This window comes from Kitasatospora sp. NEAU-69 (genome assembly GCF_057158765.1).
On record NZ_JBWXUE010000001.1, the window covers coordinates 356862 to 374865 of the forward strand.

The following is an 18004-nucleotide window of genomic DNA, read 5'->3' on the forward strand; positions in this document are numbered from 1 at the left end:
TCACGGCGGGCAGAGTGGACGGTGCAACAGGAGAGCATGCTGAGAGGTGACTGCACGGCGATGGCTACGCCATACCAACCGAACAACGCGAACGAGCTGAACGAGCTGAACGATCCGAGTGGTGCGAACGGCCAGTGGCAGCCGCCCGCGCAGGATCACCCGGCTGCGCAGTTCCCACCCGCGTACCAGGCCCAGCCCGCGTACCAGGCCCAGCCCGCGTACCAGGCCCAGGCCGTGGCCCAGCCCGGCTACCCGGCTCCGGCCGGGCCGCCGCCGGGCTACATACCGGTGAAGAAGAAGGCCATGTTCAGCCGCTTCCAGCTCATCACTTTCGGCGCGCTGGGCGTGTTCGTGGTCGGGATGGGCGGCTTTCTCGCCTATGTCTCCCTCACCATCACGCACCAGCCGACCGCGAGCGTCGACAGCAACGGCAAGGTCACCGCGAGCGGCGCCCTCTCCGTGGGCTCCCTGACCACGGGTCAGTGCTTCGACGAGCCGGCCGACAACACCCCCGTGGCCTCGATCGTGGCCATCCCGTGCGACCAGGCGCACGACGCCCAGGTGATCGGCACGTCGGTGCTGACGGACGCCGGTTACGACGATTCGAAGATCACAGCCGAGGCTCAGGACGCCTGCCAGAAGATCGCCGGCGGGCTGACCCTGGACCAGGACAAGCTGGGCGGCAACGCGAGCATCTTCGATTTCCACCCCACGGCCGGTTCCTGGGCCAACCTCGACCGCTTCGTCACCTGCGCCGTGGACAACGGGAACAAGACCAAGCTCGTCGGTTCGGCCCTGAAGCAGTGAACGGGCCCGAAGCGGATCTGGGTTCCCCCGTCGCCCGGTTCCGCGGAGTCTTCCGCTGGAACTCGTACCTCCAGTACATCGCCGGGTTCGCCCTGTTCGCCGGACTGGTCGGGCTCACCGGGCTGGGCAGCGTGCTGTCCTCGACCGGTCCGCTGACCCGGATGGACGGGCTGTACGCGCTGGTGCTGGGCACGCTCCTCATCTCGCCGTACGTCCTGGCCTGGCGGCAGGTGGTCGAGGTCCACGAACGAGGCTTCGTGTGGCGGCGGTTGACCGGGACGCTGACCGTCCTGCCGGCCGAGGTCCGGCGGGTCCAGCTGGTCAACGTCAATGTCATGGGCGACGGTCACCAGGAGGTGGAGGTGACCTTGCGGGGCGGGCGGCAGCTCACCATCAAGCGGATCGAGGACGCGGCAGGCCTCGCGCGCCTGCTCTGCGGCCCGGCGCCGGCGCCCGTGTCCGACTGGCAGCCGCCACACCACTGACCGCCCGAAGCATCAATCGGCTTGAACAGAAAGACATCCTGTACGCGCTCGCTCCACTGGCCCTGGTGTTCTTCGCCGTCCGAGGAGTGCTGCTGACGCGCGGCAGCAGCCGCAAGTACGCCCAGTACCAGGCCGGACAGCTCGCCCACCAGCTCGGGCTCACCGTCGTCGAGGGCGACCCGGCGACCAACCTCGGCATCCGGATCGCCAACCCCGAGATGCGGCGCGGCCATTCATCGAAGAACCCGCTCGACGTGCGGGTCGTGCTGAGCGGCAGCCCGCAGGGAGTGCCGGTCGAACTGCGCTACGAGTACCAGGAGCAGACGAGCCGCAGCATCGGGACGGTGACGCGGGAGGAGCGGTTCGGCTGCCGGCTGACCGTGCAGGCGGCCCGGCCCTTCCCGCCGTTCGAGGTGACCTCGCGTCGGCTTCGGCACGGCAGCATCACCCCGCTCCAGGAGCTTCCCGAAGCGGGCACCGGTCAGCCGGCCGTCGACGCGGCCTACCGGATCGCGACCGGCGCGCCGGCGATGGCTCAGCTGCTCGGCGAACTGCTGGCGGGATTCGGCCCGTTGGAGAACTCCGGCGTGCACCTGGTCGGTGACGGGCGGAACATCGCGTTCGTGATGCGGCACGGCGGCTACCCCGTCATCACCGGCTCGCTCAACCAGGCGGTGCTGGTGCGGGACCAACTGACCTTCCTGGCACGGCGAGTGGGCGGCTGAGCCAGCTGAGGCACGTCGGTGGCCGGGGAGGGACGCCTGCCTGAGGGCGTCCCTCCCCGGCCACCGCGCCCGCCCGCGGCCGTGCCGGCTTCAGCGGCCGCCCGGTGCCTCGCCTGGCCCCAGCATGGTCCGGGTGAGGCTCGCACGGTTGGACACGCCGAGCTTGCGGTAGATCCGGCCCAGGTGGCTGTCCACCGTCCGCACGCTGAGGAACAGCGTGCCGGCGATCTCGTTGCTGGTCAGGCCGGTGCTGGCGAGCTCGGCGATCTGCTGCTCACGGGTGGTGAGCACGGTCGGCGGGCCGAGCGTGACGGCGGGGCCGGTGGGAGCGGTGTGACCGGTACGGCCGCTGTCGGCGGCCTGCGCGGTGAGCCGGTCGCGCAGCTGGGTGGTCTCCTCGGCGAGCCGCAGCGAGCCGCACTGCTCGGCCAGCACGGCGGCCCGGTCCAGCCAGCCGCCGAGCTCGTCCGCCCGGCCGTCTGCGCTGCTGTCTGCCCGGCCCTCGGTCTGCCCGGAGGCGCGCCCGTCGGTCGGTCCGTCGGTCCGCCCGGCGTCCAGTGCGAGCGTGGTCGCCGCGAGCAGTGTCCGGCACACCTCGATGCGTTCACCGCCGGCGGTGAAGTCCGCGATCGCTGCCCGCGCGCTGCGCAGGGCCGGCTCGGTCTCCCCGCTCATGGCCTGGGCCCGCATCCGCGCGCGCAGCGCGAAACCGCGCCGGCTCACCGAGGGCAGCTGCGCCACGCTGCTCTCGGCGAGCTGCGCCCAGTGCTCGGCCGACGCCCGGTCACCCTCGGCCTCGGCTACCTGTGCCAACGTGTCGCAGTGCCGCGGCTTGCGCCAGAGCGCGAGCCGGGGCAGCTCCGGTCCGCCGGCCGTGTCCAGCAGCTGCCAGCGGGCGCGGGCCGGATCGCCGGTGAGCAGCACGATCTCGGTGAGGAAGCAGCGGATGCTGACGGCCCAGGCCGTCGTCTGGCGCTCGGCGATCAGCGCCGCGTGCTCGGCCTGCGCGAGCACCTCCCGCAGGTCCTCGGCGCTGTTCCGCCACAGCAGGGTCTCGGCGCGGAGCGCCGCAAGGCAGGCCCGGGTCGCGGGGTTCCCGGCGCTCTCGGCGAGCCGGGTGGCCTCGTCGAAGGTCTCCAGGGCGCGGCTCAGCTTCCCGGCCCGCAGCCGGGTGTTGGCCAGGGTCATGAGCAGCGCGGGCTGGATGTACGTCTGCCCGGTGCGCCGGGACAGCGCCACCCCACGGACGAGATGCCGTTCGGCCTCGGCCAGCCGGCCCAGCATGCCTTCGGTCGTCCCGACCTGGTAGACCGCCTCCAGGTTGGTCAGCAGCGTGGCGTCGGAGGTGGCGTCGATGAGTTCGGCCGCCTCGGCCGTCATGGCCTCGGCCGCGGCGTGGTCGGCGGTGAACAGGTGGGCGAGGGCGGCCTGGGCGAGGGCGTTGGCCTCACCGGGCCGGTCGTGGTGGCGGCGAGCGATCGCCACACCCGTCTCGGCGTGCTGCCGGGAGGTTGCGAAGTCCCGAAGGTCGTACGTGTACTCGGCCAGTTCGGCGTGCAGCGCGGCAGCCGTCGCCGAGTTGCCGTCGGTGAGCACCACGAGCCCGGCGCGCGCGATGGCCCCGGCCTCGGTGAACAGGCCGAGCCGCCGGGCCGCCCGGCTCGCGTCGGCCAGCGCGCTCGCGTCCTGGGGTGGGCGCCCGGGCGCGGCCGGGCGCAGCGCGTCGAGCAGCGCCCGGCTCTCCGACGCGTCGCCGGTCAGCAGCCGGGCACGGGCGAGCAGCACCTGCGCCTCGTGCCAGTGCGGGGCGTCCTCGTGCAGCACGGACAGCGCGGCCTGGAGGTGCTCGGTCGCGAGGACGGGCGAGGTGTGCAGCGTGTCGCGGGCGGCTGCGATCAGGGTCGTGGCCTGTTCCGGGTCGGCGGCCCGGGCGATGTGGTGGGCGCGCCGCGCGATCGGCGCCGCCCACGTGGCCAGCGCCGCCGCGGCGCTGCGGTGCAGGGCGAGCCGCAGACTGGGCTGGAGCCGCCGGTAGACGACCTCGCCGACCGCCTGGTGGCGCAGGGCCAGCTGCGCGGTGGTGCCGGTCGCCCGCACCAGGTCGCGGCGGGTGAGCGTGTCCAGGGCGGTCAGGGTCTGCGCCTGCGACAGGCCTGCGACGGCGGCCAGCAGGTCCGGGTGACTCGGCTCGCCGAGCACGGCGGCGGCCTGCACCACGGTGAGCGCGGCGGGTTCCAGGCCGGCCAGCTCGCCGAGGATCGCGGTGCCGGCCTCCTCGTGTGCCTCGCTGCCGGCGCCGAGGACCTTGAGGTACAGCGGATTGCCGAGGCTCTCGCGGTGCACCCTGTCGAGATCGGCGGGCTCGCAGCCCGGGGCCGGGGCCGATCCGCCGAGGAGCTCCCCGGCCTGTTCCCGGGAGAGCGGTGCGAGGTGCCAGACCTCCAGCAGGCCCGTCGTCGCCGCGCGGGAGAGCACGGCGGCGAGCTCGGGCGAGAGCTGGCGCCGGCGGTAGGCCAGCAGACAGAGCAGCGGACCGGTCGCGGCGGTGTGGATCAGCCGCTCCAGACCCGCGACCTGGTCGGCGGCGAGCAGGTGCAGGTCGTCCAGGGCGGCGAGGGCGGGGCTGCCCTGCGCCACGGCCTGGGACAGGTCACAGTGCTCGTCCAGCAGCGGGCGGCCGCCCAGCGGTGTGGGTGCGATCGCGAACTCGCCCTGCGCGGCGCGCACCATGATGCCGGCGGCACGCGCGTGCGCCGCGGCGGTGAACGCCAGTGCGCTCTTGCCGATGCCAGGCTCCCCGACCAGCGCGATCGCTCGCCCGGCGCCCGTCCTGAGCCTGGCGAGCGCCGCCAGCAGCGCCTCGACCTCGGCCTCCCGCCCGACCAGCCGCCGGGTTCCGGTCGCCGGTCCGGCGGCTGCTCCGATCGGTGCTCCGGTCGTTGTTCCCAGCGCCGCCGCTCCTGGCGCCGCCGCTCTCAGTGCCGCCGGCCTGCTGTCGGTGGTCGGCACCGTGGCGAGCGACGGTGGCGTCGCGGTTGCCGGGTGAGCCGTGGCAGCTGGGAGTACGGAGGCGGCAGCGTCGGCCGGAGAGCGGAGCAGGCCGGCCGACCGGTCCGCCTGCGCCGTGGAACCCGCGCGGAGCGTGCCGCTCCCGCGCATATCGTCAGACATGAACGGCAGGGTAGCGGCCGCCGACGACACACCCCGACACGGTCCGAGGGTCAAGAAGCCGGTCGGGCGGAGGGCGTGGTGGCCCGTCAGATCCGTGGACGGCGCCGGGCGCGCGGTGCCGGCGCCGGTGCGGGCGCTGTTGCGCTGCGGCTTCCCCGTCCGAGGTGAAGACTGGGGAACGATCAGCCGCCGTGGGCCGCCGACCGCCCGACCGTCCTGCCCCGCCGAGGGGGAACCATGGTGCTCGGATTCATCACTGCTCTGCTCGCCACGCTCTGCTACGGCTTCGCCTCCGTCATCCAGGCCCGGGCAGCCCGGGAGCTGCCCGAGGAGGACCGCCCCGGCCTGCGGCTGCTCGCCCGGGTGGCCCGCTCCCGGCGGTTCCTCGGCGGCACGCTGCTGGACATCCTCGGCTTCGCCCTGGTCGTAGTGGCGCTGCACCGGCTGCCGCTCTTCGCGGTGCAGACGGTGACGAGTGCGAGCCTGGCGGTGACCGCGATCGCGGCCGCGCGGATGCTCGGCGGACGGCTGGGGCGGGCCGACGTCGCCGGGATCGTCGCCGTCGTCGTGGGCCTGGTCATGCTGGCGGCGAGCGCGGGGGCCGAGGGCCACCGAGCCGTCGGACCGGCCTTCAACCTGGGGCTGCTGGCCGCGAGCGGTGCGGTGCTGCTGCTCACGCTGCCGCTCGCGCACCGGCGCGGCGAGCCGGTGGCCGCGGCGCTCGGGCTGCTCGCCGGTCTGGCGTTCGGCCTGGTCAACGTGTGCGTCCGGGTGCTGCACCCGAGCTCCCTCGCGGCGCTCGCCACCGATGTCGCGAGCTATGCGCTGATCACGGCCGGCCTGGGCGGCTACCTCTGCTACGCCGTGGCGCTGCAACGCGGCCGGGTCACCGTGGCGACCGCCGCCGTGGTGGTCGGCGAGACGGTCGGGCCGGGCGTGGTCGGGGTGACGCTGCTCGGGGACTCCGCGCGGCCCGGGTTCGCCTGGGTGGCGGTGCTGGGCTGTCTGATCGCGATCGGCGGCGCCTTCGTCCTTTCCCGGTTCGGCGAGATCGAGTTGACGCCACCCGCGCCCGCGAGCACGCCACCGGGCGGCCCTGGCGCGGCCGGACCGGCGCGCGGACGATCACCGATCGTGCGACGGTGGCGACGTGACGACACCGGCCGAGGCGAGGGCCGGCACCTGGTCCGGACCGACGAGGCGGAGCCCATGACGCACGAACTGCCGCAGCGAGGACGATCCGCTCTGCCCGCTGACGCCGGTCCGGCGGAGGCAGCAGGAGCAGCGGGAGCAGCGGGAGCAGCAGGGGCGGCGGAGGCGGCGGAGGCCGGCGAGGGCTGGTCGCCGTGGCCGGGCCGGTGACCGCGCCGATGACTACCCGCAGGCCGGTCGCCCTGGTGACCGGCGCTTCCTCCGGCATCGGGGCCGCGACCGCGGTGCGCCTGGCCCGCGCCGGCTGGCATCCGCTGCTCTCCGGAACGGACTCGGCCCGCCTCGCCGCGCTCGCCGAGCGGATCGGCGGCACGGCGCTGCCCGGCGACCTGGCACAGCCGGACGGCCCGTCGGAGCTCGCCCACCGCGCGCTCGGGGTGACCGGGCAGGTGGACGCGCTGATCGCCAACGCGGGCGTCGGCTGGCGCGGGCCGTTCACCGGGATGCCGCTCGACCTGCTCGACCACATGGTCACGCTCAACCTGACCGCGCCGCTGCGGCTGGCCCGGCTGCTGCTGCCCGCGATGGTCGAGCGCGGCAGCGGGTGCCTGCTGCTGACCGGTTCGATCGCGGGCCGGGTGGGCGTGCGGGAGGAGGCCGCGTACTCGGCGACCAAGGCGGCGCTGTGCATGTTCGCGGAGAGCGTGCGCTACGAGCTGCGCGGCACCGGCGTGCGAGTCCGGCTGGTGCTGCCGGGGGCGGTGGACACGCCGTACTTCTGCCGCCGCGGCACCCCGTACCACCGGGACCGCCCGCGCCCGGTCCCGCCGGAGCGGATCGCCGAGGCCGTCCTGGCCCTGCTGACCGGCCGCCGGGAGGAGCGCATGGTGCCCGGCTGGCTGCGGGTGCCCGAGTGGCTGCACGGGACGGCCCCGGCGCTGTTCCGACAGCTGGCCGACCGCTTCGACCGCTAGGGCCTGTGTGCGAGGGCGAGGCCGGCCAGGGCGGTCGAGAAGGCGCGCTCCCACGGCTCCCGCGAGGGCACCGGCTGCTGCCCGACCCCATCCACACCACTCACACCACCCACCCCACCGACCCCGTCAGCCTCGACCGCGAGGGCTGCGAGCGCGCCCCGCACCACGTCGGCCGGCTCCGCCGAGGTCACGTCCGCCCGGCCGAGCTCCAGTTCGTGCTGGAGGTTGTCCCGACCGTGCCCCGGTACGACGTCCAGCAGCAGCAGGCGGCGGCCCAGTGCGCGGGCCTCGCTGCAGGTGTCCCCGGAGCTGGTGACGACCAGGTCGGCGGCCGCCATCAGGGTCGGGATCCGCTCGGTGTAGCCGAACGCGTGCAGCCGGGGCTCGCGTCCCGCGGCCGCGCGCAGCCGGGTGGCGAGCCGCGCGTTGCGGCCCGCGACGGCCAGCACGTGCGGCCCGGCGGCGGCCAGCGCCCGGGCCGTCTCGGCGACCGGCCCGAGCCCCCAGGCGCCGGACATCAGCAGCACGCACTGCTCCCGCGCGGGAACGCCCAGTTCGGCCCGGGCCCGGGCGCGGGACGGCGGGCGGTAGAAGCCGGCCCGCAGCGGTGGCGGGACGACCGCCGTCCGGGCCTGCGGGCGGTAGCGCCGCACCGCGCAGGCCGCCACCTCGGAGGTGACCAGGAAGAGGTCGGTACCGTCCTGGACCCAGAGCCGGTGCGGCGTCACATCGGTGCAGAAGACGACGTGGCGCAGGGCTGGCCAGTCCTCGCGCAGCTGGTTGACGGCGGCCGCGGCGGTCGGGAAGACCGAGACCACCAGCTCGGCCGGCCGCCGCTCCAGCAGCTCGCGCACCTTCGGCACCAGCCGGGTGCGGGCGGCCGTCTCGGCGAGCATCGCGATCGGGCTGCCTGGCCGCAGCGCGGAGAAGTGGAAGGCGTCGTAGAGGCCGGGCACCGCGAGCATCCGGCGGAACACGGCCTCGCCGGCGGCGCCGCCCGCCGAGCCGAGCAGGCCCATCGCGTCCACCGTCTCGGTGGTCCAGCCACGGTCGCGCAGCGAGTCCGCGCAGGCCTGGGCCATCACGTCGTGGCCCTGGCCGAGCGAGCCGGAGAGCAGCAGCGCGTGCGGCACGGTGACCTCCCCTCAGGACGGCGCGTCCCGTCCGGACGTCGCGTCAGCGCGCTCAGAACCGGACAAGCCCTAGCCGCGCTCCGGATCGAGCGACCGGTACCAGTCGATGTAGCGGCTGACGCCGTCGGCGAAGGAGGTGCTCGGCGACCAGCCGAGCAGCCGCTTCGCCTTCGCGTTGGAGATCGCCCGCGCCGCATAGTCGCCGGCCCGGGCCGGTGCGTGCTCGACGGTGAGCGGCCCGAGCAGCTCGCCGACCGTGTCGGCGACCTCGCGGATCGAGACCGGCGTGTCCCCCTCCAGCGCGAAGGTCTGGTCCTGCGCGGCGGGGGAGAGGGCGCGCACGTGCGCCTCCGCGAGGTCCTCGACGTAGACCCAGTTGCGGGTCTGACTGCCGTCCCCGGCGATGGTGATCGGCCGGCCGGCCAGCGCGGCGTGCACGAAGCGGGCGATCACCAGCTCGTCGCGCATCCGCGGTCCGTACGGGATCCCGTAGCGCAGGATCGTGTAGTGCTGGCCGTACAGGTCGTGGTAGCTGTGCGCCGCCAGCTCGGCGGCGAGCTTGCCGGCGACGTAGAGGTGGCCGGCGCGCTGGACGTCGAACGGGACGTCCTCGGTCAGCTCGACGTCGCTCGCGTCCGGTTCGCCGGCCGCGGCGCCGTAGACCCAGACGGTGCTGGCCAGCACGACCCGCGCGCAGCCGCTGCGGCGCGCGGCCTCCAGCACGCAGACCGTGCCCTCGACGTTCAGCCGGGTGGACCGGACCGGATCGAGGGCGACCTGGTCCACGTCGGCCATCGCGGCGAGGTGGAACACCACCTCGCTGCCCTCCATCGCGGCGGTCAGTTTGGGCACGTCCAGGATGTCGGCCCGGACGTGGCTCGCGGTGCCGGCCCCGGGGCCGCCGACCGTGCTCCCGCACGCCCCGGCGCCGGCCGGCGCGCTGTCGATCACGACCACCTCGTGGCCGGCCGCCAGCAGCCGGTCGACGACGTGCGAACCGATGAATCCGCATCCTCCGGTGACCACAGCCCTCATGACAGCCCCTCAGCTCGGATGATCGGTCAGTTGATCAGATCGGCGTGCACGGCGGACAGCGCGGCGAGCACCTGGTCCACCTCGTCGTCCCGCATGTCCGAGTGGACCGGGAGGCAGATGTGCCGGGCGCAGACGTCCTCGGCCACCGGCAGCGGCCCGTCCGCGTAGTCGGCGAGCACCGGCTGGTGGTGCAGCGGCAGGTCGTAGACCTCCCCGGGCAGCCGTACGCCGAACCGGTCGGAGACCTCGGCCTTGAACCGCGCGCGGTCCACCCCGTGCGGCAGCAGCACCATGTACTTGTAGAAGTTGCTCCGGCAGCCGGCCGGCTCCGGCACCGGCTCCAGACCGGGCAGGCCGGCGAGCGCGGTCGTGTAGCGCGCGGCGACCTCGCGGCGGGTCTCGACGAACTCCTTGAGCCGGCGCAGGTGGATCTCGCCGATCGCCGCGTTGACCTCGCTGAGGCGCCAGGAGTAGCCCTCGCGGACGTGGTGGTTCGTGCTGAAGGAGCCCTTGCCCTGGTCCCGGTAGATCCGCGCCTCGTCGCGCCACCGGTCCGAGGCGGTGACCAGCATCCCGCCCTCACCGCTGGTGGTCACCTTGGTGGGGTAGAACGAGAACGCGCCGGCCGTGCCGAACGTCCCGGCGAACCGGCCCTCGAAGCTGGAGCCGTGGGCATGCGCGGCGTCCTCGATCAGCACGATCCCGCGCGCGTCGCAGAGCCGGCGCAGCGCGTGCACCTCGGGCGTGATCAGCCCGCCGACGTGGACCAGCACGACGGCGGCGGTGGCGGGGGTGAGCACCGCCTCGACGGAGGCAGGGGTGACCGCGAAGGTCGCGGCCTCGACGTCGGCGAAGACCGGCCTGGCGCCGGCGTGCAGCACCGCCGCCGCCGTCGCGTAGAAGGTGTTGGCCGGGACCACGACCTCCCGGCCGGCCACCTCGGCGGTCCGCAGCGCGATCTCCAGCGCGGCCGTGCCGCTGGTGACCGCGACGGCGTGCGGCACCTCGTGCGCGGCGGCGAACGCCGCCTCGAAGCGCTCGGTGTACGGCCCGAGCGTCAGCGCGCCGCCGGCCAGCACATCCTTGACCGCGTCGGCCGCTGCCGACAGGTCGTCCTCCGCGAAGACCACTCGCGCTGCGGGCACTCCCACCCGGCACCTCCGACGCTCGGCGGACAGCTCACGGCCCCGGGCGGTTGCCGGGGGCTCAGCTCACGCTTACCCAGCGGATAGGGAAAAACCTGGCATATAGCCATAAAAGCTACCCGAGCGGAGCAAGCGGCTCGACCTGGAGCGCGGGGCTCGCCGGCCGGTGCCGGGTGACCGCGAGGATGGCCATGTCGTCGTCGCGCGGACCGCCGGTCCACAGCTCGACGTCCTCGATCAGCGAGTCGATCAGCTCCTGGGGCCGCTCGAACGGGCCGCGCCCGGACAGCCGGCGGTGCGGCTCGTAGAAGGCGCCCGCGGCGTCGCGGGCCTCGGTGACGCCGTCGGTGAGCAGCAGCAGCGTGTCGCCGACGGTGAACGGCCAGCAGTCCGGGCCCGGCCGGGGCAGGCCCAGGCCCATGCCGAGCGGCAGCCCCGGCTCACCCGGCTCCAGCGGCAGCACCTGTGGCACTTGCGGTGGCCGCGCCGGCAGTACCCGGCCGCCGGTGAAGAGGTACGCCGCGGGGTGGCCGCAGTTGAGCAGCCGCACCTGGTCCGTGTCGGCGGGGATCTCGCCGAGCAGCGCGGTGATGAAGCCCTCCAGCCGGTACTCCTCCTCGCCGCTGGCGGCGACCGCCCGCTGCAGCGACTGCTCCAGCCGGTCGGCCAGCTCGGGCAGCCCGGCGGCCTCCTCGGCGGCCTCCCGGAACGCGCCGAGCAGCACCGAGACGGCGCCCACGGCGCCCAGGCCCTTGCCGCGGACGTCGGCGATCAGCACCCGGGTGCCGAACGGCGTCTGCTGGACGGCGTACGCGTCGCCGCCGATCAGCGCCTCGGTCTGGGCGGCCCGGTAGGTGGCGGCGACGGTCAGCGGGCCGATCCGCTCGGGCGGGTCGGGCAGCACCGCGTGCTGGGCGGCCTCGGCCACCGAGCGCACCACCTCCAGCCGCCGTCCGTGCCGGGCGATGACCCGGTTGACGCCGATGCCGATCGCGGCGGCGAAGAGGGTGTTGGCCAGTTCCAGGTAGCCGGCCGTGTGGCCCATGGTGCCGTCCCTGGCGGTCAGCACCAGGATCCCCGCGACGATGGCCGTGCAGACCACGATCGTGTACCGCAGGGAGAAGAGTGCGCCGGCGACCACGCAGGCCGCCGCGATCATCGGATCACCCCAGTAGTCGGCCGGTGCCAGTGCGTCCCACACCAGTCCGGCGACCACCAGCACGCCGGGGGTCACCATGACGTACCACGGCCAGCCCGCGGCGGCACCGGACCGGGCGGCGGCAGACGACGTGGTTGGCATGCGCGTTCCCGTTCCGCGCGGGGTCCGAACAGCGCAAGTTTATCCCGGTATGCCCTGGTTGATCACTTCCACGTCGCCAGCCGGTGGCGGGTGGGTGGTCGGCCGGTGTGCGGGAAGGCGGCTCGGCGTCGCCGGTGCGGGCCTAGGCTGGGCCGATGTTCTCCGCTGACGGACCCTCGCTGCGCGACCTGACGGTTCAGGCGCTCTCCTCGGTCGAGCACGGCTACGACCTGCTCGCGCCCAGGTTCGACCGGACGCCGTTCCGCACTCCCGACCGGCTGCTCGACGCCACCGCCGAGGCGCTGCGCCCGCTCGGGCCGTTCGGCGACGGGCTGGACGTCTGCTGCGGTACCGGCGCCGGTCTGCTCGCCCTGGAACCGCTCTGCGACGGCCGGGTCGCCGGGGTGGACTTCAGTGCCGGGATGCTCGCCCAAGCGCGCGGCGCGCACCCGGGCGCGCGCTGGGTGCGGGCCGACGCGCGGGCGCTGCCGTTCGCCGGGGCCTTCGACCTGGCGGTCAGCTTCGGCGCGCTCGGCCACTTCCTGCCCGCGGAACGGCCCGCGCTCTTCGCCGGGGTGCACCGCGCGCTACGGCCCGGCGGGCTCTTCGCCTTCCCGATCGTGGCGCCGCCGCGCATCTCGTCGCCCTGGTACTGGGCGCTGGCCGGGTTCGACGGGGTGATGCGGGTGCGCAACGCGGTCTGGCGCCCGCCCTTCACCATGTACTACCGCTCCTGCCCGCTGGACGCGGTCCGCGCGGACCTGGCGGCGGCCGGCTTCACTGTGACGACGGCGCCGCTGGAGAGCCTGGGCCGACGCGAGGACGGCAGCCCGCGCTGCCGGCTGCTGCTCGGCCGTCGCCGCTAGGGCCTGTCCGGGCGATCTTGCCGGGCGCGCGACGCCGGGCATCCCGCCTGGACGCACCGGCGAATCATCCAAGTACGGCCCAGTACGAGGACGATCCGCCGGCACGCCCAGCCGGGCGCCACCCGGCCGAAGGCTGGGTGGCGCCCGAAGGCTGGGGGAGCCGCGCGCTGATCCGACAAGATCGCCCGGACAGGCCCTAGGCGACCACCGGTCGCCGTCCCCGGTCGTTGTCCCCGGGCGCAGGAATCGTAGGGTGGCAGTGCCGGCGGACGCCGGGATCGGATCGGAGGGACAACCGCTGTGCCGTACGCCACGACCGTCGACGGGGTCCGCATCGCCTACCAGGTGCAGGGGGACGGCGCGCCGCTCGTCCTGCTCTCGGGCCAGGCGAACAACCACCACTGGTGGGACCACGTTCGCGAGGACTTCCACGGCACCCGCAGCACCATCACGCTCGACTACCGCGGCACCGGCGCCAGCGACAAACCCGATCTGCCGTACAGCACCGAGGGGTTCGCCGAGGACGTGGTCGCGGTGCTCGACGACCTGGGCGTCGATCGGGCCGACGTCTACGGCACCTCGATGGGCGGCCGGGCGGCCCAACTGCTCGCCGCCCGGCACCCGCAGCGGGTCCGGGCGCTGGTGCTCGGCTGCACCTCGCCCGGCGGGCCGCACGCGATCGAGCGGGACGACGAGGTGTGGCTGTCGCTGATCGGCCCCGACCCGGTTGCGACCCGCCGGGCACTGCTCGAACTCATGTACACGCCGGGCTGGTTGGCGGCCAATCCGGGCCCGTACCAGACGGTGGGCGACCCCGGTATGCCGCCGTACGCCCAGCGCCGCCACCTGGTCGCCAGCAGCCAACACGATGCCTGGGACGTCCTGCCCGCCATCAGCGCGCCGACCCTGGTGCTGCACGGCACCGACGACCTGCTCAACCCGACCGCCAACGCGCCGCTGCTCGCGGACCGGATCCCCGGCGCCCGGCTCGAACTGCTGCCCGGCGCCCGGCACGCGTACTTCGAGGAGTTCCGGGCCACCGCCAGTGCGCTCGTGCTGGACTTCCTCGATGCCGAGCGCTGAGCACTGAGCGCTGGGCGATGGGCGCTAGGCGGCGCGTCCCTGAGCGGTCGTCAGTGGCGCCGGGTAGCCTCGGCGGCATGCGTATCGTCATTGCGGGCGGCCACGGTCAGATCGCGCTACAGCTGGAACGGTTGCTCGCCGCGCGCGGGGATCGGCCGGTCGGGCTGATCCGGCGTGCCGAGCACGCGGCCGAGCTGCGTGAGCAGGGTGCCGAGCCGGTCGAGCTCGATCTGGAGTCGGCGGACGTGGCCGCGGTGGCCAAGACGCTCGCGGGTGCGGACGCCGTGGTGTTCGCCGCTGGAGCCGGGGCCGGCAGCGGCGCGGCCCGCAAGGACACGGTGGACCGGGCGGGTGCCGTGCTGCTCGCGGATGCGGCCGAGCGGGCCGGCGTGCGGCGGTACCTGATGCTCTCCTCGATGGGTGCCGACGCGCGGGCGGTGGACGGGGCCGATCCGGTCTTCGGCGCGTACCTGCGGGCCAAGGGCGCGGCCGACGACGACCTGCGGGCCAGGACCGGCCTGGACTGGACGGTGCTGCGCCCGGGCCGGCTGACCGACGAGCCGGGCACCGGACTGGTCCGGCTCGGCGACTCGACGGGCCGTGGCGCCGTCCCGCGCGCGGACGTGGCGGCGGTGCTCGCCGCACTGCTGGCGGACCCCGCGCCGCTGCCGGGGCGGACGGTGGAGCTGATCGCGGGCGGTCTGACGATCGCGGAGGCGGTCGCGGCGGCCTGAGGCCGGGCGCCTGGGCCGGGAGCCCGGGAAAGTCGATGGAGCGGCGCTGTCTCCCCGTGCCACGATGCGCGAATGACTGATCATCTACTCGGCCGGGCCCAGCGCTTCTGGGCCGGCCTGGCCGCCGTACCCACCGACTACCCGGCCACCCGCGAGGCGGTCACCGTGCTCGTCTCGCCCGACTCGGGCCTCTGTCCGCCTGGTTGGGCGGGTGCGGTCGTGCTCGGCGGGACGGCGCTGGTGACCGCGCCCGATGAGGCGGCGGCCGAGCGCCTGCGCCGAGCCGCCGGTGAGGTCGCGGCCGCCGGACTGCCCGTTGCCGCCGCGTTCGCCGATCCCGAGCGGCTCGGCGGCCTGCTGCCGATCGCCGAGGTGCTCGGCCCGGCGACCCTTGGCTATCTCGCCGCCGACGAGTTCACCCCGGCGACGCTCGACTCGCCAGGGTGTCGGCTGGCGGAGCTGACCGTCGGCGATCCCGCCGCTCAGACCCTGCTCGGTCGGGTGAGCGAGGAGGAGCTGGCGGAGAGCGGCCTGGACGAGGTCGGCTCGCCCCTCTTCGCGGTGCTCGACGGTGCCGAGGTGCTCGCCGCCGCCGGCTACCGGACCTGGCGCGGCGGCGTGGCCCACCTCAGCGTGCTCACCGACCCGGCCCACCGCTCCCGCGGGCTGGCCCGCGCCGCCGCGGCCGCCGCGGTCGGCCATGCCCTCGCGGCCGGTCTGCTGCCCCAGTGGCGGGCACGGCCGGTGGCCTCCCGCAGGGTGGCCCGGGCACTGGGCTTCCGCGATTTGGGCGCTCAGCTCAGCCTCCGGCTCGAAGAGCGATCCGCCGAAGTCTGAAGGCCGGTCGTCTAGGGTCTGTCCGGCGGATCTTGTCGGATCAGCGCGCGGCGTTGGGCGCCCGGCTGGGCGTGCGCCCGAGTCGTCCTCGTACTGGACGTACTTGGACGATTCGGGCGTGCGTCCAGGCGGGATGCCCGGCGTCGTGCGCCCGGCAAGATCCGCCGGACAGGCCCTAGTTGCGCATACGCGCAACCATGGCTCGTTGGGACCGGCGGTGTACGCTGCGCGACAGCTGATCACCGTGCCTGACAGTCCTGCGAGCACCCGAGAGAGGCCCCGGTCATGACGGATAGCGCCGACGCTGCTCCCCGGCGAAGCCACGCCCGCTCCAATCGGGCCCGCATCCTCGAAGTCGCCCGGCGCGAGCTCGGCGCCCGCCCGGATGCCACGCTGGACGAGATCGCCCGCGCGGCCGGGGTCGTGCGCCGCACCGTCTACGGGCACTTCCCGGGCCGGGCCGCGCTGCTGGACGCGCTCGGCGTGGAGGCCTCGGTGGCGCTCAACGAGGCGCTGGCCGAATCCGACGGGCCGGACCGCGGGCCCGAGGAGGCGTACGCCCGCTACCTGCTGGCGATGTGGCCGGTCGGTGACCGCTACCGGATGCTGCTCGCGCTGGCCCGCCGCGACCTCGGCGAGGCGCGGGTCGCCGAGCTGCTCGCACCCGCCTCCGCCCGCTGCACCGAGGTGCTGGCGCAGGGTCAGGCCACCGGCGCCTTCCACCGCGAACTGCCCGCGCCGGTGCTGGCCACCGCGCTGCAGAGCCTGACCTTCGCGCTGCTGGAGAGCGTCAACTCCGGTGGCTGGCAGGACGACGGGACGCGCGCGACGATCGTCTCGCTGATCGCGGCCGGCCTCACCCCGGAGCGCGCGGCCGAGGTGGTGCAGGCCGTCCTGGCGCACTGAGGCGTCCTGGCGCAGCGCTGAACGGCGAAACGGCGTGTGCCCGCCCCGGCGGACCGGGACGGGCACACGTTCTCGCACGCGAGCGTGCGCTGATCCGCGGACGCTATGCGCGCACCGCCGCCGCGATCCGGTCGCCGAGCGCCTTGTCGATCGTGCGCCAGTACGTGAACGCGCGTTCCAGCACCGGGTCCGACACCGCGTTTGACAGATGCCCGGCCACGTTGGAGACCAGCCGGTCACGCGCCGCGTCGTCCAGCACCTTGCGGACCATGGTGCCGGCCTGGCCCCAGTCGTCGTCCTCGGCGTGCAGCGGGTACGGCTCGCGGACCATCTTGCCCGCGACGTCCCAGCCGAGCGGTTCGCCCCAGACCGCGGGGTCGGCCGCCGGTCCGCCGTACGAGTTCGGCGCGTACGGCGTCTGCGCCCGCGAGGCGTCGAAGCGCATCGGGCCGTCCTTCGCGTACGAGTAGACCGGCACGTGCGAGCGGTTCGGCGGCAGCTGCGCGTAGTTCGGGCCGATCCGGTAGCGGTGCGTGTCGGGGTAGGAGAAGATCCGCCCGAGCAGCATCTTGTCCGGCGAGACCCCGATGCCCGGCACCAGGTTCGACGGCTCGAAGGCCGCCTGCTCGATGTGCACGTGGTAGTTCTCGGGGTTGCGGTTCAGCGTCATCCGGCCGACCTCGATCAGCGGGTAGTCGCCGTGCGGCCAGACCTTGGTGAGGTCGAACGGGTTGAACCGGTAGTTCCAGGCGTCGTCGAACTCCATCACCTGCACGTACAGCGTCCAGGACGGGTACTTTCCGCCGTCGATGGACTGGTAGAGGTCGCGCAGGTGGGCGTCCGGGTCCTTGCCGGCGAGGTGGTCGGCCTCCTCCTGGGTGAGGTGCTCGACGCCCTGGTCGGTCTTGAAGTGGTACTTCACCCAGTACTTGCCGCCTTCGGCGTTGCTCCACAGGAAGGTGTGCGAGCCGTAGCCGTTCATGTTGCGCCAGGTCTTCGGGATCCCGCGGTCGCCCATCAGCCAGGTGACCATGTGCGCCGACTCGGGGGAGAGGGTCCAGAAGTCCCACTGCATGTCGTTGTCGCGCAGGTGGGTGTCCGGGCGGCGCTTCTGCGAGCGGATGAAGTCCTGGAACTTGATCGGGTCGCGGACGAAGAAGATCGGGGTGTTGTTGCCGACCAGGTCGTAGTTGCCCTGCTCGGTGTAGAACTTCACAGCGAAGCCGCGCGGGTCGCGCCAGGTGTCGGGGGTGCCCAGCTCGCCGGCCACGGTCGAGAACCGGATCAGCATGTCGGTCTTCTTGCCGGGCTGGAACAGGTCGGCCTTCGTGTAGCGGCTGACGTCGTTCGTCACCTGGAAGACGCCGTACGCGCCGCCGCCCTTGGCGTGCACCACCCGCTCGGGGACCCGTTCGCGGTTGAACTGGGCCATCTTCTCGATCAGGTAGTGGTCGTGCAGGAGGATCGGGCCGACCGGGCCCGCGGTGAGCGAGTCGGAGTCGCTCTCGACCGGGACACCCGCGTTGTTGGTGGTGTGCGGGACCGCTGAATCGGACATGACGGGAACTGCCTCCTTGCGGTACGGGGTACCAGCGGAGACTGCGCGTGCTCGGGGGCGGCACGCGCAGGGCCGCCGACGGGGCCGTATACG

At 74.1% G+C, this 18004-nt stretch carries 16 protein-coding genes; 10 read left to right on the forward strand and 6 right to left on the reverse strand.

From position 1 onward, the window contains the following. Nucleotides 1-60 precede the first annotated feature (60 nt). From AC060L_RS01480 to AC060L_RS01490, 3 genes are all read left to right on the forward strand, one after another. On the forward strand, nt 61-807 hold the full coding sequence (locus AC060L_RS01480; RefSeq protein ID WP_483796402.1) for a septum formation family protein: 747 nt from the start codon (nt 61-63) through the stop codon (nt 805-807). Beyond that, entirely contained in the window at nt 804-1292 is a 489-nt protein-coding gene (locus AC060L_RS01485) for a hypothetical protein (RefSeq protein ID WP_483796404.1), read from the forward strand. The genes AC060L_RS01480 and AC060L_RS01485 overlap by 4 nt, the downstream gene beginning before the upstream one ends. Before the next feature lie 65 nt (nt 1293-1357). After that, entirely contained in the window at nt 1358-2017 is a 660-nt protein-coding gene (locus tag AC060L_RS01490; RefSeq protein ID WP_483796405.1) for a hypothetical protein, read from the forward strand. A gap of 90 nt (nt 2018-2107) precedes the next feature. Here the strand turns inward: AC060L_RS01490 and AC060L_RS01495 are convergent, their stop codons facing one another. Continuing rightward, the gene (locus AC060L_RS01495; RefSeq protein ID WP_483796407.1) at nt 2108-5188 is read right to left on the reverse strand and encodes a LuxR C-terminal-related transcriptional regulator; all 3081 of its coding nucleotides are present in this window, start codon (nt 5186-5188) and stop codon (nt 2108-2110) included. Nucleotides 5189-5425: 237 nt separating this feature from the next. On the opposite strand from AC060L_RS01495, the gene AC060L_RS01500 reads away from it, so the two are divergent. Continuing rightward, a complete protein-coding gene (locus AC060L_RS01500; RefSeq protein ID WP_483796409.1) occupies nt 5426-6550 on the forward strand; it encodes a hypothetical protein in 1125 nt (374 codons plus the stop codon). Nucleotides 6551-6558: 8 nt separating this feature from the next. After that, complete coding sequence (locus AC060L_RS01505; protein ID WP_483796411.1) at nt 6559-7314, forward strand: SDR family NAD(P)-dependent oxidoreductase; 756 nt, start codon at nt 6559-6561, stop codon at nt 7312-7314. Here AC060L_RS01505 and AC060L_RS01510 read toward each other — a convergent pair. The 4 genes from AC060L_RS01510 to AC060L_RS01525 form a co-directional block, all read right to left on the reverse strand. Further along, nucleotides 7311-8447: a glycosyltransferase family protein gene (locus AC060L_RS01510; protein WP_483796412.1), complete on the reverse strand. Its 1137-nt coding sequence runs from the start codon at nt 8445-8447 to the stop codon at nt 7311-7313. The genes AC060L_RS01505 and AC060L_RS01510 overlap by 4 nt on opposite strands. A 69-nt stretch (nt 8448-8516) precedes the next feature. Continuing rightward, complete coding sequence (locus tag AC060L_RS01515) at nt 8517-9482, reverse strand: NAD-dependent epimerase/dehydratase family protein (protein ID WP_483796414.1); 966 nt, start codon at nt 9480-9482, stop codon at nt 8517-8519. Between the two features lie 26 nt (nt 9483-9508). After that, nucleotides 9509-10627, reverse strand: a complete 1119-nt coding sequence (locus AC060L_RS01520) for a DegT/DnrJ/EryC1/StrS family aminotransferase (RefSeq protein WP_483796415.1) — start codon at nt 10625-10627, stop codon at nt 9509-9511. A gap of 115 nt (nt 10628-10742) precedes the next feature. Next, entirely contained in the window at nt 10743-11927 is a 1185-nt protein-coding gene (locus AC060L_RS01525) for a PP2C family protein-serine/threonine phosphatase (RefSeq protein WP_483796417.1), read from the reverse strand. Between the two features lie 155 nt (nt 11928-12082). On the opposite strand from AC060L_RS01525, the gene AC060L_RS01530 reads away from it, so the two are divergent. From AC060L_RS01530 to AC060L_RS01550, 5 genes are all read left to right on the forward strand, one after another. Continuing rightward, complete coding sequence (locus tag AC060L_RS01530; RefSeq protein ID WP_483796418.1) at nt 12083-12793, forward strand: class I SAM-dependent DNA methyltransferase; 711 nt, start codon at nt 12083-12085, stop codon at nt 12791-12793. Between the two features lie 300 nt (nt 12794-13093). Continuing rightward, complete coding sequence (locus AC060L_RS01535) at nt 13094-13876, forward strand: alpha/beta fold hydrolase (RefSeq protein ID WP_483796420.1); 783 nt, start codon at nt 13094-13096, stop codon at nt 13874-13876. 77 nt (nt 13877-13953) lie between these two features. Further along, nucleotides 13954-14610: an NAD(P)H-binding protein gene (locus tag AC060L_RS01540; protein ID WP_483796422.1), complete on the forward strand. Its 657-nt coding sequence runs from the start codon at nt 13954-13956 to the stop codon at nt 14608-14610. Between the two features lie 72 nt (nt 14611-14682). Beyond that, nucleotides 14683-15447: a GNAT family N-acetyltransferase gene (locus tag AC060L_RS01545; RefSeq protein ID WP_483796424.1), complete on the forward strand. Its 765-nt coding sequence runs from the start codon at nt 14683-14685 to the stop codon at nt 15445-15447. A gap of 285 nt (nt 15448-15732) precedes the next feature. Further along, nucleotides 15733-16353 carry a TetR/AcrR family transcriptional regulator gene (locus AC060L_RS01550; protein ID WP_483796425.1) on the forward strand — a complete coding sequence of 207 codons (621 nt, stop codon included), beginning with the start codon at nt 15733-15735 and terminating at the stop codon, nt 16351-16353. Nucleotides 16354-16456: 103 nt separating this feature from the next. Here AC060L_RS01550 and AC060L_RS01555 read toward each other — a convergent pair whose 3' ends face one another. Then, a complete protein-coding gene (locus AC060L_RS01555; protein ID WP_483796426.1) occupies nt 16457-17911 on the reverse strand; it encodes a catalase in 1455 nt (484 codons plus the stop codon). Nucleotides 17912-18004 lie beyond the last annotated feature (93 nt).